The sequence below is a fragment of the Shinella zoogloeoides genome (assembly GCF_022682305.1).
GTDB classification, from domain to species: Bacteria; Pseudomonadota; Alphaproteobacteria; order Rhizobiales; family Rhizobiaceae; genus Shinella; species Shinella zoogloeoides_B.
Genome location: NZ_CP093528.1, coordinates 2,239,910 through 2,257,196, shown reverse-complemented (window position 1 = coordinate 2,257,196; position 17,287 = coordinate 2,239,910). Strand labels below are relative to the sequence as shown.

Sequence of the window (17,287 nt, the reverse complement as noted above, 5' to 3'; positions counted from 1 at the left end):
CGTATGAAGTCATGCAAGGTTTCAATGGTGACTAGGGGTGAAATTCCATGATGATTCGGTTTTGTGCGGTCCGATGGCCGAAGGCCCTTTCCCTTGTCGTGTATCAGTTCGGTTGCCCCGGTGGGGCGTATTGCCCCCGAGACAGGGACTCAACGAGCCAGGCGCTCGTGTGGAGGGTGGGCAATGAGTGACCACACTGACTATTCGTCGCGTTTGTGGTTCGGGATGACCCGTTTAGAACTGGTCGAGCACCTAAGGGCCCTGGCTCGCGATCTCGAGACCTATGAAAGTCAGTCGGTCGAGCGGATAGTTACCAAGATTGATCGTTGGGCGATTGCTCGACGAGCGGTTCCTTGCCTTGTCGGTATTGCGACCGGACATCCTACCCTGGGAGACGGTCAACCGATCTTCTCCAGCGAGCTCTTTTTTCTCGACAGGACGCGGCATGTGGCCCGAACCTTCTCGCGTTTCTATCGGCTCGGAAATGAGGCTTCCCCCGGGTACTGGGAAAACAACTATTCTGAAGAACGATGAAAGCCTGGATTTTCTCCGATCTACACCTCGAACTTGATGCAAGTCTCGACCTTGAAATCCCAGACGCCGACATCTGCGTCTGCGCCGGCGACATCTATGATCGGGGCGTTGTTCGGAGCATTGACTGGCTCGCCGAGCGCGTGGCGCCGTTTATGCCCGTCGTGTTCGTACCGGGAAATCACGAGTACTACGGGAGCGCGATAAAAGAAGGGCTCGAAGCGGGTTATCAGGCGGCTAAGCGCTTCCACAACGTTTACCTCCTCGATGGTGATGTCGTGATTTTCGAGGGATATCGCTTCGTGGGAGCAACTTTGTGGACCGACTTTCGTCTACAAGGCCACGCGGCGAGTGCGATGTTGGCTGCCAAGGAGCAACTCGCTGACTATCGCCGGATCAAACGTTCGAAGACTCCGTTCAAACGTTTCTCGCCGCGCGAAAGCCAGTATCTCCACCAGCTTGCACGGTACTACATAGAAGAAGTGCTTTGGACGGTCTCTCCACGGCCCACCGTCATCGTGTCGCATCACGCCCCGAGCCTGATGTCAGTTCCACGCGAGTTCTTGAAAGACCCGCTGACCCCTGCATTTGCATCGAGCCTCGAGCCTAAAATTCTCGAGTATCAGCCGTTGGTGTGGGTGCATGGCCACATCCATCATCCCAGTGACTACCTTATCGGCAAGACGCGGGTCGTGTGTAATCCGCGCGGTTACCCTAGCGAAGCGTGCCGAGAGCTCTTCAATCCAGAATTGGTGATCGATCTTGCGCGAACATGAATCCGGCGGTGATTTTAAGAGATCGATCTGGCGCACGAGCGGGACGAAAAACCGGTCCATTACCGTTCCCGTTTTTCTCGCATACTGCGTGCTCGGAGCCGCTTTGCGGGGCCTCGTCCGTCGGGGTGGTTCGGCGCGCGCGCTGCTCGTCGTCGAGACATCCGACGCTGCTGAAGTCTTCGCCCAGGCGGGCCGGCTCTTCCTTAGGCAGCATTTTCACTTCGAAGAGTATGAGAAGCCGACGGTCTGGGTCTTGAGTGAATCAAGGAAAGGTAATCGCGTTCGGCGGAATCTCTTCGAGGAAGCCGCGGAAAAAGATGAGGCGATTCTGATATGCGATTCAGAGACGGAATTCGACGAGGAAGCAGCGCTCTGGGCTGATGTGTTTGTACATCTCCCCAAGCCTACGACGAGGCAAATCGAAGCAACGTTTAGGCGGTTTGGGTATGTTTTGAACGATTCCGACCTAGAGATGCTGGAGGCGGAGACATGGACACGACTAAGCTATGCGTTTCCGCCAAAGCGGCCGGTCTCGGTTGGCCTGCAACGCCTTCGCTCTGGCCCTCATGCCGTCGTGAAAGAGGTCGGCCAACCCGATGACGGTCCGACCTTGGCGGACCTTCACGGGTTCGGCGCGGCGGCAGAATGGGGGTTTGAGCTAGCACGTGACCTGGAGGATTTTCGCGCTGGTAGGGTCAGGTGGGACGAAGTCGATGCCGGAGTGCTGATTTCCGGCAGGCCTGGAACCGGAAAAACACTCTTCGCGGGCGCTCTTGCTCGGTCTTGCCAGGTGCCTATCATCGCAAGTTCCGCTGCGCAGTGGCAGGCGGCGGGATACCTCAATGACTTCCTACGTAGCATGCATGCGACTTTCGAAGAGGCACGTGCGCAAGCCCCGTGTTTATTGTTCATCGATGAAATCGATGCGTTCGGCAACCGGACTACCGGGGGACACAACGACGACTATAAAAGACAGGCTATCAACGGCCTTCTTGAGGAACTGGATGGCTTTAAGCGCCGGAGTGGGGTGGTCGTCGTGGGGGCCACAAATCATCCCGAGGACCTTGACCCCGCGATAAAACGAGCCGGCCGGTTGGATAGACATATCGTCATTCCCCTGCCAGACGCGACCACGCGGCAGAAGATATTCGAGCAGCTTGCGGGCTTCGCCGTTCCTCCTGAGCAGATGGACCGGTTTGGTCGTTCGACCGAAGGAATGTCCGGAGCGGAAATTGAGCAACTCGTCCGCGACGGGAAACGCGTTGCAAGGCGGCGTGGCAGCCGCGACGCTCGCTTTGACGACGTTGTTCATCTTATGAAACCTCTGGTCCGTTTGCCATCATTGCAAAGGCGAGTGGTCTCCGTACATGAAACCGGGCACGCTGTTGTCGGGTTCGAACTTGGAATGAATCTTGAATCGGTCGAGGTGAATGAAACTTTCGTCGAAGATGGCGCTACCTCAGTCGGGGTAACTCATTTTCGTGCGCCGGAGTTCGCTCGGCATACCAGAAGCTTTTACAACGACCACCTTGCTATGCTGCTTGCCGGTCTGGCCGCTGAAAAGATGATCTTTGGTGATTTTTGCGATGGTGCCGTAGGCGGAGATCAATCCGACTTAGCGCGAGCCACCGCCCTTGCGACAAAAATGGAGGCCTGTTTTGGCCTCGGACGAACACTGGCGGTCGAAGTCGTTTCCAATCGTGAACTCGCGCTTCTGCGGGCTCAAGACCCCAGCCTTCGGGAATGCGTTCAGCATATTCTCGAACAGGCATTCGAGCGAGCTACGTCAATTCTTCGAGGGCTACGAAGTGCGGTCGATGAAATCGCCACATGCCTTGAGGAGCGCCGGTTCCTTTCGGCTCATGTTATCGAGAGCATCATAGATGAGAATGCGCGAGGACCAACCGGTCGGGAGATGACGCAGGGGGAAGGTCGGGTCCACACCTCTGATTGAGTATGCCTTCGGCCTTTTTCCGGGTGTTTTCTCAATGTCTTATGCGTTTATCCGGTTACCGATGGGCTTCGCTCCTGGTCAAGCACGGACCCAAGCGACATTTTCTTTTCGGTATTGTCTCGTGGACGGAGGCCAGATCGTCTTGCCATCGTTACATCCTTAGTCGGCTGTTGCGTAGATTGAACCCTTTTCGATCGACGGCTAGTGCCGGCGGAAAATATTCAATGAAGCCGGTTACTTAGGGAAATGGCTTAGGTGGCGAGTGTCCCGGGCTTCGCATGACAACTATCTGCCGGCCGCGCCTCCTGCTTAATTCAGAAGCAAGAGAAGACACTTTATGGATATTGCGGTCTCGGAGCGGTCATCACGTCATTTCATATCAGATCGCTCCGCTATCGCTCAGTTCGATGAGGCTGGTGTCAACCGGAAGCCTCGAAATACCTCCCCGTTTTGCGCGTTTTCTGATTCAATGCGACTTGCGTGATATGTAGGGAACGGATGATGCGTGGGCAGCCAGGCTTTTGGGATTTGGACGAGCGTTATCAGCGGTTGAGCGCGGTGGGTGACCCGCTGGAGAAACTCAACAGGATCATTCCCTGGCCTGTGTTTGAGAAGCCGTTGGCGAAAGCATTGAAGCGCTCCGATGGATCGAAGGGCGGACGTCCGCCGTTTCCGGCGGTGCTGATGTTCAAGATTTTGGTGCTTCAGGCGCTCTACAACCTCTCCGACGACCAGGCCGAGTTCGTTATCCAGGACCGGCTGTCGTTCATGCGGTTCCTCGGCCTTGGCCTTTCCAACAAGGTTCCGGATGCCAAGACGATCTGGCTGTTCCGCGAAAGCCTGGTGCGAGCCGGTGCCATCGATAATCTGTTTGCCCGTTTCGACAAACATCTCTCACGGTCCGGCTACCTGGCCAAAGGCGGCCAGATCGTCGATGCAACGATCGTCCAGGCGCCCAGGCAGCACAACAGCCAGGACGAGAAAGAGGCGATCAAGGCGGGCGAGATTCCGGCGGATTGGAAGGACAAGCCCGCGAAACTTGCCCAGAAGGATCGAGACGCCCGTTGGACGGTGAAGTATTCCAAGGCGAAGCAGCCGACACAAACGCCGACATCAGCCGCGACCAAGCAGCACGACATCGCCATTCCGCTGTTCGGCTACAAGAACCATGCCGGCATCGACCGGGCGCATGGCTTCATCCGGGGATGGACGGTGACGAGTGCGGCCGCCCATGACGGCGCTCAGCTCAGAAACGTCGTGACCAAGGACAATACCGCCTCGACCGTCTGGGCGGATAGCGCGTATCGCTCCAGGACCAACGAGGAATGGCTGGCGAGGAACGGCCTGAAGTCGGACATCCACCAGCGGAAGCCGAAGGGACGGCCAATGCCGGAAACGATGTCGCGCGCAAACGGACGACGATCAAAGATCAGGTCGGCCGTCGAGCATGTCTTCGCCCGGCAAAAGGACAAGATGAAGCTCTTCATCCGCACGATCGGCATCAGCAGGGCGACGGTAAAGATCGGCATGGCCAATCTCGCCTACAACATGCTCCGATACGTCTTCCACGAAGGACGCTGTGCCGCTGCATGACGCCGGCCGCCCCGAAAGGGGCCGTCACTCCACGCAATACACCATCAAATCGCAGGCAAAACCGCCAGCAGCCATCAGGCCGCCCCGCCAATCACCAATTCAGCGGTAATTCGAGGCCTCCAACCGCAGTACATCTTGCGTTCCTTCCACCAACGAAACGCTGCCTAGAGCCCAGGCAAAACCCGACAGCCCCCTTCGTCAGCGGAGAATGCGATCATCGAAACTATCATGGCCCTCGGGTAAGATGCCAGAGGCGCGCCCTCCACTATACGCCGTACTTTTCACGCCGCCGCCGAAATGCCTCGGAACTCCCTTCGAGGATGAGTTCTACAGCACGCTGAACCGGATGACGGTCCAGGGCGCCCATAGTTAGTTCTCCGTCGATCTGCTTGATCGTCCCACCGCTGTTCCTGACCTCTAACGGCACGATCAACTCGGCATCTCCGTTAACCGGGACATTCGCGTTATGGGTTACCACGATGATCTGACGCTTTTCCTTGCTGGAGCGTAGCATCGGCACCAACTGTTCGAAAACAAACTCGTTGTCGAGATCGTCCTCGGGTTGATCGATTATTATCGGGCATGTTCCTTCCGCGAGAAGGAGGGACAGCACAGTCGTCGCTTTCTGACCTGCCGACAGTTTACGCCCGGCGAGATCGCCTACCAGCTTCCCGTCCTCACGGCGGTGAAGACTGACCGTGACAGCGTCGGCGATGCGATGTGTCCGTAGTTCGTTGAGGTCGAAATCGGTCAGCCACTCTGCCATTGCTAACAGCTTTTTCGGTTGGACTTCGTCAGAGGGGAAGTCGAAAGGAGCGATACCGCCCTTCATTTCCACGATCCAGCGCTCGATGACGTCCAACGGCGAAACGTCATGCGACAAAGCGATATCGAATGCCGCCCTAAGCATGCCCTCCCAGTCGGCCTGGCTCACGACGCGCCGGTCCTTGTGGTGGGCTGCCATCATCTGACTGAAGCTTTTGAAGTCTCCGTATTTCGTGATTTCGGATTGTACCGTCGGCGTTCCGATCTTCGTTTTTGTCACCTGGTCGTTGAGGTGGTCGGCCATCGTACGCCGCAGTTCGAACTGCCTGGTCCAGATGTCCAATAGCTCGTCCTTATACAGCGTCTCGAATAGGGTCCTGTTCGTTGAGATTTCGGCCAGTCGGTTTTCCTGGGTACTTAGTTGGGCCTGCGCCGTCTCGCGCCGACGGAACAGCTCATCGTAAGCGTCGAAGCTGACCCCCATGGCCGCCAGTTCTTCGACCGTCTTCTTGTTTTCGCTATCGACAGCGTCGAACTGCTTCTGCCACGAGGTGCGTTGATCAGAGTTCAGTACGTGCGCCAACGCGTTCTTCGCCTTCAGGACCGCAGCGTCAATTTCACTGTTCAGCACGTCCACGACGGAATTGATGGCTAGGCGGTGCTGCTTCAAGAAACCAGCGTTGTCTGCCGTACTGTCGGCCTCTTTATAGGAGAACGGCTCCTGGACCACCATTCGGTCGAGATGCGACGCGATCGCGGCTTCAAGACCGTAAAGATATTGCTTCTCGCCATTCCATTTCGACCACGCTTCAAGGCTGGAGTGCTTTCCTCTGATTGCGTTGATTTGTGCATTCAGGTTGGAAATATCCGCCACAAGTTTAGCTTTCGCCGTCGCTATGTCTGCCTCTTGACCGAGCGACTGGTTCAAATCCCGAAGTCTACGGACGAGGTCCCGCTCCTCGTTGCGCAGGCCCTCAAGGGGAGCGAGTATAAGGTCATCGATTATTGAGGCCTGCTTCTGAGGATCGTTGGCTATCGCCTCGATCTGGCCGCGGCTGTAGATTTTCACGGGCAAGTACGTGTTGACGTCGCCAAAGCTGGAATCGACCTCCGTCGCCACACCGTCGTCAACGGACAGAGATATTTTCTGGTTCTCGAAGTCTTTCCCCTTGTCGTACGTCACCTCGATCCGTGAACCGGGTAAAGCTAGCGTATCCCGGACTATGCTGAAGTCGGCATAGAGCTGGCTCTTGGTATCGGCCTCGAGAACATGCTCCTGACGGAGCGCCATACGCATGTACTCGACCATCGTGGACTTACCGGTACCGCGGCCGCCGATGAGCGTGTTCAAATTCGGGCTGAAGAATATCTCCTCGTTCGCGAGAAATTTCGCGCCCGCAATCTTCAAGCTGGCGAGAAACGGGTGACTGTAGCCGAGTTCCGGTCTTTCGGGATGCTCGTCAGATCGCCGAACACGGGACTCGTGGTCCAAAAAAGCCTGCCTTAACGCTTCGATGGACGGTGCGCTCATCTTGATCCAGGTATATTTGGTACCGATGGCATTTCCAGTGTTATTGTTGGCGGCAAGCGCCTTCGCGTCAGAGGACATGAGGCAGCAGATGGGACGCGCCCGTTTCCAACCGACGTGGCAATCGTCACCATTTCCAAACAAAGTTTGGAAGGCAACACTCATCTTACTCGGCGATTTCGGTACCTCGACAGCCAATAGTTCCGGGTTGGTGAACTCCTTCTGCTGTAGCCATTCCGCGATCTTGTCGCCGTCGAATATTCCCGAATTGGATTGGATATGCGGCAGTATCACAAGCCCGCGCTTGCCGCCTTTCTCTGTAGGCGCCTGGATGACCCTGACAATCTCATCCAGAGACTTGTTGGAGGGGACATGCTGTCCGGACGGCGTCTGGCGCGGGTGTGAAACTCCACACTCGGTAAGGATATGGTCGATCTGGTCGAGGTCAGCGGTCGGCTCGAAAATTGCGAGAACGTGGACACCCTTTCCGACATTTGCAGTGAATTCAAAGCCGGGGAAGATAACCAACTCGTAGCCAAATTCATGAGCGAATTGCTTCGCCTTCGCCTGCAAAAGGGGGATGTGGGCTTTCGAGGTGAAATTGTGCTCGGTGATAGCGATCACCTCAAGGCCAACCTCGTAGCATCTTCGAATGTATGCCTCGGCCGCTTCGTCATGACTTGCGAAGCTTTCCCCGACCCAATGTGAGGCGTCGAACGGGGTCTGCATCTGGAGGTCGCACTTGTAGAACCGAGCGCCACGGTAGAATGGAGAGGGGTGACCATTTTTAGACATTATGCAGTTCACCGAAGTTTCTCGATACTGCATAGAAGTGTGTACGGCGGGCAAATACAACTGCTTTTAGCCGCGATCAAAGACATATCCGCTTAAGGGGCCGCGACTTAAGAGAGTTATTGGCCTTGGAGCCTCTGTTCCAGCAGGCACAAGCTTGCGGAGATGATCAATAGAGGCATCGTCGACATCGGACACCACATTGTAAATTCAGTCAGTCACCCTCGATGCGTCGCGTCGCTTGCGGCGGGAATGATCCTGGGACCGGTAATCGGTGTCCTCAGGACCTACGCGCCCAAACCCAGTCTTGCCATTTATATCCCCTTGATCGGTGAAGGTGGTTAGCCTGAACTTGGCGAAGTCCTCTGACAAAGTGGGATAGGTTGCCTTCCTCCTGCCCTGCCGGAGACGTCCTGTCGCCAAGCGGATTCTTGTCCATAGCGCTAGAATGGGATGTCGTGATCCGTACCGGTCGTGTCCGCTTCAGGCTTCTCGGGTAACTCACCTTCGTCATCTGGGTATTCGATTCCGCGATATAAACCTTCGTAGCGGTCTTCGTGTGGCCCCACGCCCAGCTTCCAACGAGAATCGATGTCCACCAGATACTCGGTTACCCGGGCGGGGTGGTCTTGGCTAATGCCCGCCGCGTTCTCGAAAGATACGCTCCAGTAATCTCCGTCGACTTCGTAACCACGGTCGTAGACGGCCGATTTCCAAAGTTCCCATTCGTCTGCCGTTACCGAATTTCGGAAGTCTTCAGACGCGACAATCGTTATGGTTCCTTTCCGCTCGCCAATGAACAGCACAGGGGAAAACAAACCCGCAAGATATATCTGTTCCGCTGCATAGACCACCCGCTCATCATGGTCTTCGTCCCAAATGACGGCGAAGTCGTGAATGTGTGCCTCTCGAAGGCGCTTTTGATGCCGGTCATACCATTCTGTTGTACGAAAAACCGAGTAGTGGGTACCTCGTCCGAGGTCGGTCGTTGGTCCATCTTCGTCGTGCAAGCAGGAGAAATGATGTGAATACTGCCGCATAACTATCCTCCGTATTCAGAAATGGAATTGCGTGTAATGTGTCCGTTGACGCGGTACCGTGCCCTACATCGATTGCGGAGTACAGCGGCCTGGATCGTCGCGGCCGCGTCCATGACGAGCGGGTTGAATTCCAAGCAGTTTAGCGCATGAATTTGCCAAGATCGCCAGATTGCTGAATCGTCGAAATGACTTTGCGGATAGTCGCGAAGTCGGTGGTCTTCCCACCGATAAAACGCCTTCGGTGACAACTCGCTGACACCGTCCATATGAGCGTCTTGGTTGTAGTTGTTAAACTTGAATCGATAGAGCTGGCGGAGGAACAAAGACGTTCAACTCAAGCCGATGAAAAAGCAAAGGGCAGCACCACGCGCCGCGCCATGCCGACTAGATTGCGTTTCGTGCGGGCGATAAGCCTTTTTATAAGCGGCCTATGCAAATTCTGATATTCTTCGCATCAATATTGGGGAGAACGTCGGCATGGTGAGCGGATGGGACAGGTTCCCGGGACCAGAGAACGATTACGCTTCGCGGCCTGGGAAAAGCTCGGGAATGCTGAGATTCTTCGTCTTCGCTGGACTCGCAGGCTTTGTGTACCTCGCGTTTGTGCTAGGTTGATTGCGGTAGCCAAAGCTTATCCACTAGTTACCGTCTGCCTTCAGTAGAACATCGATCTGTCGCACGTTCCTTGCCAGATGGACCTTCTTCAACGCATCGAATAGACGGTAGTCGATCCCTTTTATTGCCACCTCTTGGCTATCGCGACTCCTCAGCGGCAGACGTACGATTCTTGCCAATACCTCGAGCTTTCGAAGGTTATTGAGCACAACTCCGATAATTTTCATCCATTCGTCATCTTCCGGAGCGCGATCGGTGGGAACGATGTCCGTGATTCTGGATAGGTCATCCAGGAAGCCCTGTCGAACACGTCCTGACAAAGCGGAGGTCCATTCATAGCGATCGGATGCATAGTGCTCGAGATCAGCTAGCAGAACGTCATACAACGGATGGAAGAAGCCCCCGGCTTGTTCGAGCAGATGGTCGTCGCCGCCCAACACTGTGAAGAAAAGCAATATCCTTTCGAGCTCGGGAAGCGACCATTTGCCAGGCTCGTGTTTCCTGCTTTGGCTTTGATCCACGGGATTGAGAAGTGTGTAGACTTGGTCATTCACGAGCTTCCCGATCTGGCCGCCGCGTGCCCAGTAATCGAAATGATCTTCCGCATCCGCACGTATCGCCGGGAGGATGCCTTCCGGAAACAGCTCCTTATACGCGATCAGTTCGGATTTTGGGATGTAGATGCCCTTTGTCGCCAGAATACCCTCGAACCGCCTCAGGAGAATTTTCCTGGCTTGGCTTGCTTGCAGCGTGAGGTGTTGCACCTGCATCAACTGAAGCACTAGCTTCAGGGTGGTCTTCGTGGAGTATTTCTCAATCCATCTGAGCCGAGCATCTTCCATCGTCCTCAGGAGTTCGCCAGATGGCTGTCCGCTGGTGAAGGCCGATCGAACAAGCGCCGAGAATTTCGATATCCAGTATTTTGAACGGACCGGGGTACCCAACAGGTCCTGGATTCCAGCTTCGACCTCAACGTGAGCGACGTCGGCTGATTTCGCCCCCATCCTCGAACGCAAGGAGATGAATGCCTTGACCGCCTCTTTTCCCAGTCGAGGATGGTTTGCATAGACCTCAGTGTCGTTCCAGTCGGCATCGATGATATAGGCGCGTCCTGCCTCGAGTATCGGAACAGGAGTCTTCTTGCTAATTGTGACCGGCATCTGTTCGTCGAGGTAGTGAACCCGGTAGTTGAGTTCCTCGATTTCATAGAAGTCAGTGACGATGAAATGATGGTCCGTTTTTGGAATGTAGACATAATTCGACCGCTGCTTCTGCAACACCGGAATCGAAATCGCATAGGAATCCGTCTCGAAGTCGATGCAGCCGACCATTGTATATGTCTCATCCATCGATGAGCCTTAGCTTTCGATATATCGCTTTAACTTCCTCATAGACGATAGAAACGTAGGCCTCCGTGTTGATCGGATAGACATCGTATTGACGGACATGGACCCCACGTTCTTTGAAATATTTCTTGAGGATCGTGTCATCGAAATACGAGCGTGGTAGCACGGCGCCGAGCAGATTATCTTTTATGGAAACGTCCCGGTCAGTCTGGACCTCGATCGCGAGCGATCGGTCGTCAGCCTCGAGATGCTCTCGATTGTATAGCGCGCAGAGCGCCAGGACCTGGGCGTGGCGCATGCTCAGCCCGTTTCGCCTGGATACCTCGTTGCGCGGTTTCGCCTTACCGTGAAAATACGCTCCGTCTCCTCCGAAGAAAATGTCAATGAGCAGATCGATCGCGGCGGCGTTGCCAGCAACATCATAACCCTCGGCATCGAAGCGCGCGACGTAGCTCGGCAACCGCGATCTGTGAAACGCCCCAGAGTCGAACGGGAAAATTCGGCGAACATTGAGGAGGCAGGTGCTTTTCAGAACGAGGACAAAGGGCAGTTCCCAATCCTGAGGGTTTTTGTGGAACTTCCGATACGCGGGTCGTCCATGGAAGAAGTATGCCAGGTTTTCCCCGGTGAACGTGTCACAAGGCGTGACCGATACCTGTTCTTTTTTCAACATCGTCCAGATGTTCGCGCTTTCCGTGGAATGGACAAGCGGAAGCCCTGAATGGAAGTTGGTGCCTTGCTCTGTAAGGAATTCCGCGAGCGTGTACTCCTTCAATTCGTCCATGTAGGGTCCTTTTGTAGGCCTTACTATAGAGCGCCTTTCTCAGCGGCGACGTTTCCGCCGCCATATTATGGCGCTCCGAAATCGCTCTAGCCGAACATCTCGCGCCGCCGTGACTGATAGGAGCCGGGGGCGAAATGCTTGTCGACCCATGTATCGTCGGTTTCAAGGAAACGGCTTCTGTCGGTCTTTCGTGGTTTGTTTCGGTTCGCCGCACCGCGGAATAGGAAGTGCCGATACAGTCGGTCGAATTCTGTCAAGTAGATATCAGCGACCCGCTTGTCACCCCGGATGAGGAGCATGTTCTCGTCGTTGCTCGACAAGGATGCCGGAGAAAAGTTGGCTGATCCGGCAAAAATCAACGGGTCGTCTCCGAGGGGATCAACAAGGATGAACTTCTGGTGCACGTAAAAGACGTGCCCGCTGCTCTTATGGTGTTGCTCGACAAGCCAGTTCTCAAGATCGAGCGTGTTCTTGTCGGTTCGCTTCTTGCGACCGAGAAGCGAACCTATTGCGAACCAGATATTCGGATCGGCTTTGCGGAATCCGGGTACGACATTATCTTCGTCGCTTTCCATGAGGACGAAGCGGAGGTGGTCCCGTGGCTGCAACAGCAGCCTGTGCATGGCATTCCTGGTAGGGTTCATGCCGAAGGCGGCCGTGAAAAACCATGGCTTCTCACGCTCCGTCGCACGCCGGCCATACCACTCCAGCATCTTTGCTCCCACGCGTGGGCTGAAGACGACGGTCGTTCCGGATTTCAAGTCGTCCTTGGGATTCGGTGAGTTCTTGCGCGCCCATTCCCGGAACGCATCCGGCAGCGGGTCTTTCGCAAGCTCGTTCCAGTAGGCCAGGAACTGGGCGGCAACATCCTTGTTTCGCACCAGATGCCCGGTGTTCGCCTGCCCGATGAAACCCGATGCGGAAAGGTTCGTCGAGCCTGTCCAGACCGAGGTCGCTTCCCCGTCGCGCAGTTTCAGGATGAACTTGTTGTGCGGTATCTTCGAGCGTTTCGTCCGCTTGATCAGCGTGCCTGGCTCGAATTTGGCCCACGGTTTGGCAAGGGCCTTGTTGTTCGATTTCGTCGCCTGCGTGTCGATGAGAACGCCATTCTTTTTGTCCGCTCCGGCTTCATAGACGATTTTAACGTCGACGCCGCGTTGCTGCGCTTCGCGTAGGAGCTCTATGACGGGCCTGTAATGGAATTCGTAGGCGGCGACCCGTAGTGCATCCCCCGGTCCTGTGTCGTCGACGAACCGCTTGAGCGCTTCGAATAGGCCCCGCGACAGCCAAGCTGTCTGCGGGTGGTCGGGGTTGTCCGGCTCGGGAGGACGCAAACCGCTGCCGAACCGCTTCATGTAGCCTTGCGTCGCGACAGCGCCTCTGTTGAAGAAGACCGCATGGTCGCCGTCATCCTCTTCCTCGGTCCGCACGTCGAGAACGACCGGTTCGCCCAGTTTTCTTTTTTCGAACGGCCCGTACATAGGATAGATCGAGTAGGTGTACCGTCGCCCCTCATCCGCAATGTAATCGCCCCATAGGAAGCTCTGCATGGGGTGGTTGTTTGTCGGATATGTCTGTCCTTTAACGGGCTTCGGCTGAATCGCCTCGAACACCTTCGAGGCTTCCAACCAGATACCGTTATCCGGCACGCCTTCCTCCATCCGGTGGATCGCGAATCCCAGAAGACCTTTCCTCGCGGCCTTCGTTGCGTCGAAAGCGAACATCACAACGTCGGTCCCCGCAATAGCGTGCACCGAAATGCCATTCTTGCTTGCCCGGACGCGCATCACGTCTTCCCTCCGTTGCATTGGAGATATTGATGCAACCACAATATAACGCAAGCGCTCAACGAGCTCATAGCCTTGTTTGTGCATACGAAGGAAAAAGGATCGCTCCGATCTATTGGGCGATGCACCATTTTCGAGCTGGGCAGCTGGTAGCTGGGCACGCGCGGCGAGATGTTGTCACGCAGGCGGTCATCGATCGATGGGCGCGAACCATCCGAATATAAAGGCCGCCGATTCCGCTCCGTAGCCATCATAGAGGCGTGGTTCCTAAAAAAAGCCGAAGGCAGTTATGCCGCGGCACCCGTTCGCTCGCTCTCACGAAACTCAATAGATAAATAACGCTTATCTAATTGCATTGAGAAATAATAATCATTGACTTTTTGAGGGGCATGGACGAAAACGCGGACCTGCGCATGACAGTCAAGTCTGACGGCAAGGGGGCTCGGGTGGAAAGTAAGTTCAGGGTCGTGTTGGGGGTGATCGGGGCGGACTGCCACGCAGTCGGAAACAAGATCATAAAAAGTGTCCTCGAGCCGCTCGGGATCGACGTGATCAATCTTGGCGTGATGGTAAGCCAGGACGAATTCGTCGATGCTGCGATCGAGACAAACGCCGATGCAATCCTCGTTTCATCTATCTACGGGCACGGTGAAATCGACTGCGTCGGGTTCCGTGGTCGCTGTGTCGAACGCGGGGTAGGGGATGTGACCCTTTACGTGGGCGGCAACCTCGTGATCGGTAAAGTCGAGTTCGCCGAAGTCGAAAAGCTGTTTAAGGGCATGGGCTTCGACCGTGTTTTCCCTCCCTCAGTCGATCTCGAGGAGGTGGCGGCCGTGCTCAAAGCAGACATTACGGCGCGAAGAGAAGCAGCCTTCTTTGAAGTACGGCGCGCGGGATGATAATCGTTTCGATCGACATTGGGTCGACCTGGACGAAGGGGGCGGCCTTCCGCCTGGATGCGGATGGCTCGCTCGCGCTTGTGGGGCAGGACATCTATCCGACGACGGTTCACGACCTTTCCGAGGGCTTCGGACGTGTCCGTCGCGGACTCGCCGCACACGGTCGAGAGGCCGAGCTGTTTTATTCGTCGTCGGCCAAGGGTGGCCTCGCGGTCGCTGCGGTCGGTCTCGTTCCGGAGCTGACGAGCGAGATGGCAAAAATGACGGCCTGCTCTTCAGGGGCAAAAGTCACACAAATTTTCGCTTATGAATTAAGCGATGACGATGTAGCATCCCTTAAGCGAAATCCACCCGATATCATCCTGCTTTCAGGTGGCTCCGACGGCGGCAATGTCTACTACCCGGTCCGGAATGCCCAGCGGATCGCCGAAGCGGATATTTCCGCGGCCGTCGTCTACGCTGGAAACAGGAGTGCAAAGGACGCAGTCACGCGAATCCTCGGCAGGACACACCTTGTCAGCACCGAAAACGTCCTCCCGGAGTTGGACAGTCCGAATCCGGAACCGGCGCGGACCGCAATAAGGGAAATATTCCTGAGCACGATTACGGCGGGGAAGGGGCTCGACCGCATCGTGGCCCAAACCGGCCGTGAACCTTGTCCGACCCCCTACGCGCTCTACGAATTCTCGAATTCGCTCGCCGTCCATGCTCCTGAACTCGGGGAGTTCCTGCTGATCGACATGGGCGGAGCGACCACCGATGTGTACTCGTTTCACGACGAGGTCCCGACACCGGGAACTGTTCATCGCGGATTGCCAGAGCCGAAACTCAAACGCTCAGTGGAGGGCGACCTCGGCATGCGAGTGTCCGCAATTACGGCGGCGGACGCTGCGCTGGAAACGTCGTTCCTTAATGAACGGGAGAACGTGGACCTCGCCGCCTATGCCGCCAAAGTGAACGCAGCACCCGAGCATCTCGCGGGCACTCCCGAGGAACGCCTTCTCGATGAATTCCTGGCTAAAGCTAACATAGCGACCTCGGTCGCGCGGCATGTCGGGCGTGCATACGAGGTAGCGACAGCCGACGGTATTGTGACGGTTTGCACGGGGCGTGATCTGTCTTCAGTCCGGACCGTCATCGGGACCGGTGGGTATCTCTCGCACGCCTCTGAGTTTACCCCTGCGGATTGCCTCTCTCGGATCGGCTCCGACAAATACGGCAAACGGATACTCGCCCCGCGCTGTGATAACTACCTGCGCGACCCCATGAACATTCTCCCCCTTCTTGCCAATGTGTCGCGCGGCTTTCCAGTCGCCGCTGCCAGGACGGCCGTAAAGCTTCTGACACAAGGTCAACTCGTATCCCAGCCGGAAAGCGCAAAGGTTTTGCTAGCCCAATGAGTGACACCTCCACGATCGAAATCTCCGATACGAAGCTCGAAAGGGCGCAGTACGCCCGCGAACGCGAAACCGTGCTGACCACCTGGCCCACGGGGAAGGATGTCGAGTTTTCCCGAGGTCTCGTCCGACACAGTGATATGCCGGATGCGAAGAAGTTCTCTGTAGCGTTAGCTCGGGCCTCCGAAGAGGAGAAAACACTTCTCCAGCCCCGGGCAGGCGTGGCGTTGTTGCGGGAGCACACGCAGTTGCTGAACGATCTCGCTCCATACTGCGATGTGCTCCCCACGACGGTTGACGCATACACCAGGCACAATCGTTACGACGAAGCGGAGAAGGGAATCGAACGGTCCCGAGCTGCAGGCAAATCCCTGTTGAACGGCTTTCCGCCGGTCAACCATGGTGTCGGCGGGTGCGAGCGGCTGGTCGACAGCGTGTCGAAACCTATTCAGGTTCGGCACGGAACGCCGGACGCGCGATTGATGGCGGAGATCACGCTGGCGGCGGGGTTCTCCAGCTTCGAAGGTGGGGGTATCTCCTACAACATCCCGTACTCGAAGAACGTGCCGCTCGCCCGTTCCATACGCCACTGGCAGTATTGCGATCGGTTGGTGGGTCTCTACGAGGAGGAGGGGATCAGGATCAACCGGGAGCCGTTCGGCCCCCTGACCGGAACACTTGTACCCCCGTTCGTGTCGCACACCGTCGCTCTGCTTGAAGGTCTTTTGGCCCTGCAGCAAGGGGTGAAATGTATTACTCTCGGGTACGGTCAAGCCGGAAACCTGGCGCAGGACATCGCCGCGATGCGTTCGCTTAGAAAGCTTGCGAACCACTACTTCACGCTTTTCGGTTTCAACGACTACGCCCTCTCCACCGTGTTCCACCAGTGGATGGGTGGTTTTCCGCAGGACGAGGCGAAGGCATATTCCGTGATTGCCCTCGGAGCCGCGGCGGCGAAGTTCGGCGGCGCAACCAAGATCATCGTGAAAACGCCTCACGAAGCGAGCGGGGTTCCAACGATGGAAGCGAACCGCGCTGGACTTCAGGCGACCGAGCAGATGATCAATATGATTGGGGACCAGGGATTCCTGGCCACCGCCGAAATCGACGAGGAAATGGCCCTCATCGAACGCGAGGTCCACTCCGTAATGGACCGCGTCATCCTTCTCGGGCAGGGCAACCTCGCAAGGGGAGCCGTTCTGGCATTCGAGGCGGGTGTCGTCGACATTCCTTTCGCGCCCGCGAGCGTCAACGCGGGTCTTATGACACCAGTCCGGGACAACAACGGAGCGATCCGCATTTTCGATAGCGGCAACATCCCTCTGCCCGACGATGTCATAGCCCTCCATAAAGACAAGATCGCCGAGCGTGCGGCGGCCGAGGGGCGGCCCGCTTCATTCACGATGGTCGTCGACGACGTGCGCGCGATTTCAGCTAGCAAACTGGTCGGCCGGCCGAAATTCGCCGCGCAGCTCTAAGC

The 17,287-nt window shown here is 56.3% G+C and carries 12 protein-coding genes; 7 read left to right on the top strand and 5 right to left on the bottom strand.

The features are described 5' to 3' along the window. Window positions 1–183 precede the first annotated feature (183 nt). From MOE34_RS11405 to MOE34_RS11390, 4 genes are all read left to right on the top strand, one after another. A complete protein-coding gene (locus tag MOE34_RS11405) occupies window positions 184–534 on the top strand; it encodes a hypothetical protein (RefSeq protein ID WP_242216871.1) in 351 nt (116 codons plus the stop codon). Further along, window positions 531–1,307 carry a metallophosphoesterase gene (locus tag MOE34_RS11400; protein WP_242216869.1) on the top strand — a complete coding sequence of 259 codons (777 nt, stop codon included), beginning with the start codon at window positions 531–533 and terminating at the stop codon, window positions 1,305–1,307. Before MOE34_RS11405 ends, MOE34_RS11400 begins: the two co-directional genes overlap by 4 nt. Then, window positions 1,294–3,261 (top strand): AAA family ATPase, encoded by a 1,968-nt coding sequence (locus MOE34_RS11395; RefSeq protein WP_242216867.1) that lies wholly within the window; start codon window positions 1,294–1,296, stop codon window positions 3,259–3,261. The genes MOE34_RS11400 and MOE34_RS11395 overlap by 14 nt, the downstream gene beginning before the upstream one ends. A 501-nt stretch (window positions 3,262–3,762) precedes the next feature. After that, window positions 3,763–4,854, top strand: coding sequence for an IS5 family transposase (locus tag MOE34_RS11390; protein WP_242223910.1), 1,092 nt, complete (start codon window positions 3,763–3,765; stop codon window positions 4,852–4,854). Window positions 4,855–5,119: 265 nt separating this feature from the next. Here the strand turns inward: MOE34_RS11390 and MOE34_RS11385 are convergent, their stop codons facing one another. The 5 genes from MOE34_RS11385 to MOE34_RS11365 all read right to left on the bottom strand — a co-directional run bounded on the left by MOE34_RS11385 (window position 5,120) and on the right by MOE34_RS11365 (window position 13,511). Continuing rightward, on the bottom strand, window positions 5,120–7,876 hold the full coding sequence (locus tag MOE34_RS11385; RefSeq protein ID WP_242216865.1) for a TrlF family AAA-like ATPase: 2,757 nt from the start codon (window positions 7,874–7,876) through the stop codon (window positions 5,120–5,122). Window positions 7,877–8,382: 506 nt separating this feature from the next. Then, window positions 8,383–8,979: a hypothetical protein gene (locus MOE34_RS11380; RefSeq protein WP_242216864.1), complete on the bottom strand. Its 597-nt coding sequence runs from the start codon at window positions 8,977–8,979 to the stop codon at window positions 8,383–8,385. Between the two features lie 638 nt (window positions 8,980–9,617). Beyond that, window positions 9,618–10,925: a hypothetical protein gene (locus MOE34_RS11375; protein WP_242216862.1), complete on the bottom strand. Its 1,308-nt coding sequence runs from the start codon at window positions 10,923–10,925 to the stop codon at window positions 9,618–9,620. A 10-nt stretch (window positions 10,926–10,935) separates the two neighbouring features. Continuing rightward, a complete protein-coding gene (locus MOE34_RS11370; protein WP_242216860.1) occupies window positions 10,936–11,724 on the bottom strand; it encodes a hypothetical protein in 789 nt (262 codons plus the stop codon). A gap of 86 nt (window positions 11,725–11,810) precedes the next feature. After that, entirely contained in the window at window positions 11,811–13,511 is a 1,701-nt protein-coding gene (locus MOE34_RS11365; RefSeq protein ID WP_242216858.1) for a phospholipase D-like domain-containing protein, read from the bottom strand. A gap of 413 nt (window positions 13,512–13,924) precedes the next feature. Here MOE34_RS11365 and glmS point away from each other — a divergent pair, with 413 nt between their 5' ends. The 3 genes from glmS to MOE34_RS11350 are packed head-to-tail and all read left to right on the top strand — an operon-like array spanning window position 13,925 to window position 17,285. Further along, window positions 13,925–14,410 carry a methylaspartate mutase subunit S gene (gene glmS / locus MOE34_RS11360; protein ID WP_242216856.1) on the top strand — a complete coding sequence of 162 codons (486 nt, stop codon included), beginning with the start codon at window positions 13,925–13,927 and terminating at the stop codon, window positions 14,408–14,410. After that, window positions 14,407–15,810 carry a glutamate mutase L gene (locus tag MOE34_RS11355; protein ID WP_242216854.1) on the top strand — a complete coding sequence of 468 codons (1,404 nt, stop codon included), beginning with the start codon at window positions 14,407–14,409 and terminating at the stop codon, window positions 15,808–15,810. The genes glmS and MOE34_RS11355 overlap by 4 nt, the downstream gene beginning before the upstream one ends. Then, complete coding sequence (locus MOE34_RS11350) at window positions 15,807–17,285, top strand: methylaspartate mutase subunit E (RefSeq protein ID WP_242216853.1); 1,479 nt, start codon at window positions 15,807–15,809, stop codon at window positions 17,283–17,285. Before MOE34_RS11355 ends, MOE34_RS11350 begins: the two co-directional genes overlap by 4 nt. Window positions 17,286–17,287: the final 2 nt, after the last annotated feature.

Excerpts from the sequence above, each read along its gene's own strand:
- MOE34_RS11380 (WP_242216864.1), bottom strand. The coding sequence starts at position 8,979 with ATGCGGCAGTATTCACATCATTTCTCCTGCTTGCACGACGAAGATGGA.
- MOE34_RS11370 (WP_242216860.1), bottom strand. The coding sequence starts at position 11,724 with ATGGACGAATTGAAGGAGTACACGCTCGCGGAATTCCTTACAGAGCAA.
- glmS (WP_242216856.1), top strand. The coding sequence starts at position 13,925 with ATGACAGTCAAGTCTGACGGCAAGGGGGCTCGGGTGGAAAGTAAGTTC.
- MOE34_RS11405 (WP_242216871.1), top strand. The coding sequence starts at position 184 with ATGAGTGACCACACTGACTATTCGTCGCGTTTGTGGTTCGGGATGACC.
- MOE34_RS11355 (WP_242216854.1), top strand. The coding sequence starts at position 14,407 with ATGATAATCGTTTCGATCGACATTGGGTCGACCTGGACGAAGGGGGCG.
- MOE34_RS11390 (WP_242223910.1), top strand. The coding sequence starts at position 3,763 with ATGCGTGGGCAGCCAGGCTTTTGGGATTTGGACGAGCGTTATCAGCGG.
- MOE34_RS11365 (WP_242216858.1), bottom strand. The coding sequence starts at position 13,511 with ATGCGCGTCCGGGCAAGCAAGAATGGCATTTCGGTGCACGCTATTGCG.
- MOE34_RS11350 (WP_242216853.1), top strand. The coding sequence starts at position 15,807 with ATGAGTGACACCTCCACGATCGAAATCTCCGATACGAAGCTCGAAAGG.
- MOE34_RS11375 (WP_242216862.1), bottom strand. The coding sequence starts at position 10,925 with ATGGTCGGCTGCATCGACTTCGAGACGGATTCCTATGCGATTTCGATT.
- MOE34_RS11385 (WP_242216865.1), bottom strand. The coding sequence starts at position 7,876 with ATGCAGACCCCGTTCGACGCCTCACATTGGGTCGGGGAAAGCTTCGCA.
- MOE34_RS11400 (WP_242216869.1), top strand. The coding sequence starts at position 531 with ATGAAAGCCTGGATTTTCTCCGATCTACACCTCGAACTTGATGCAAGT.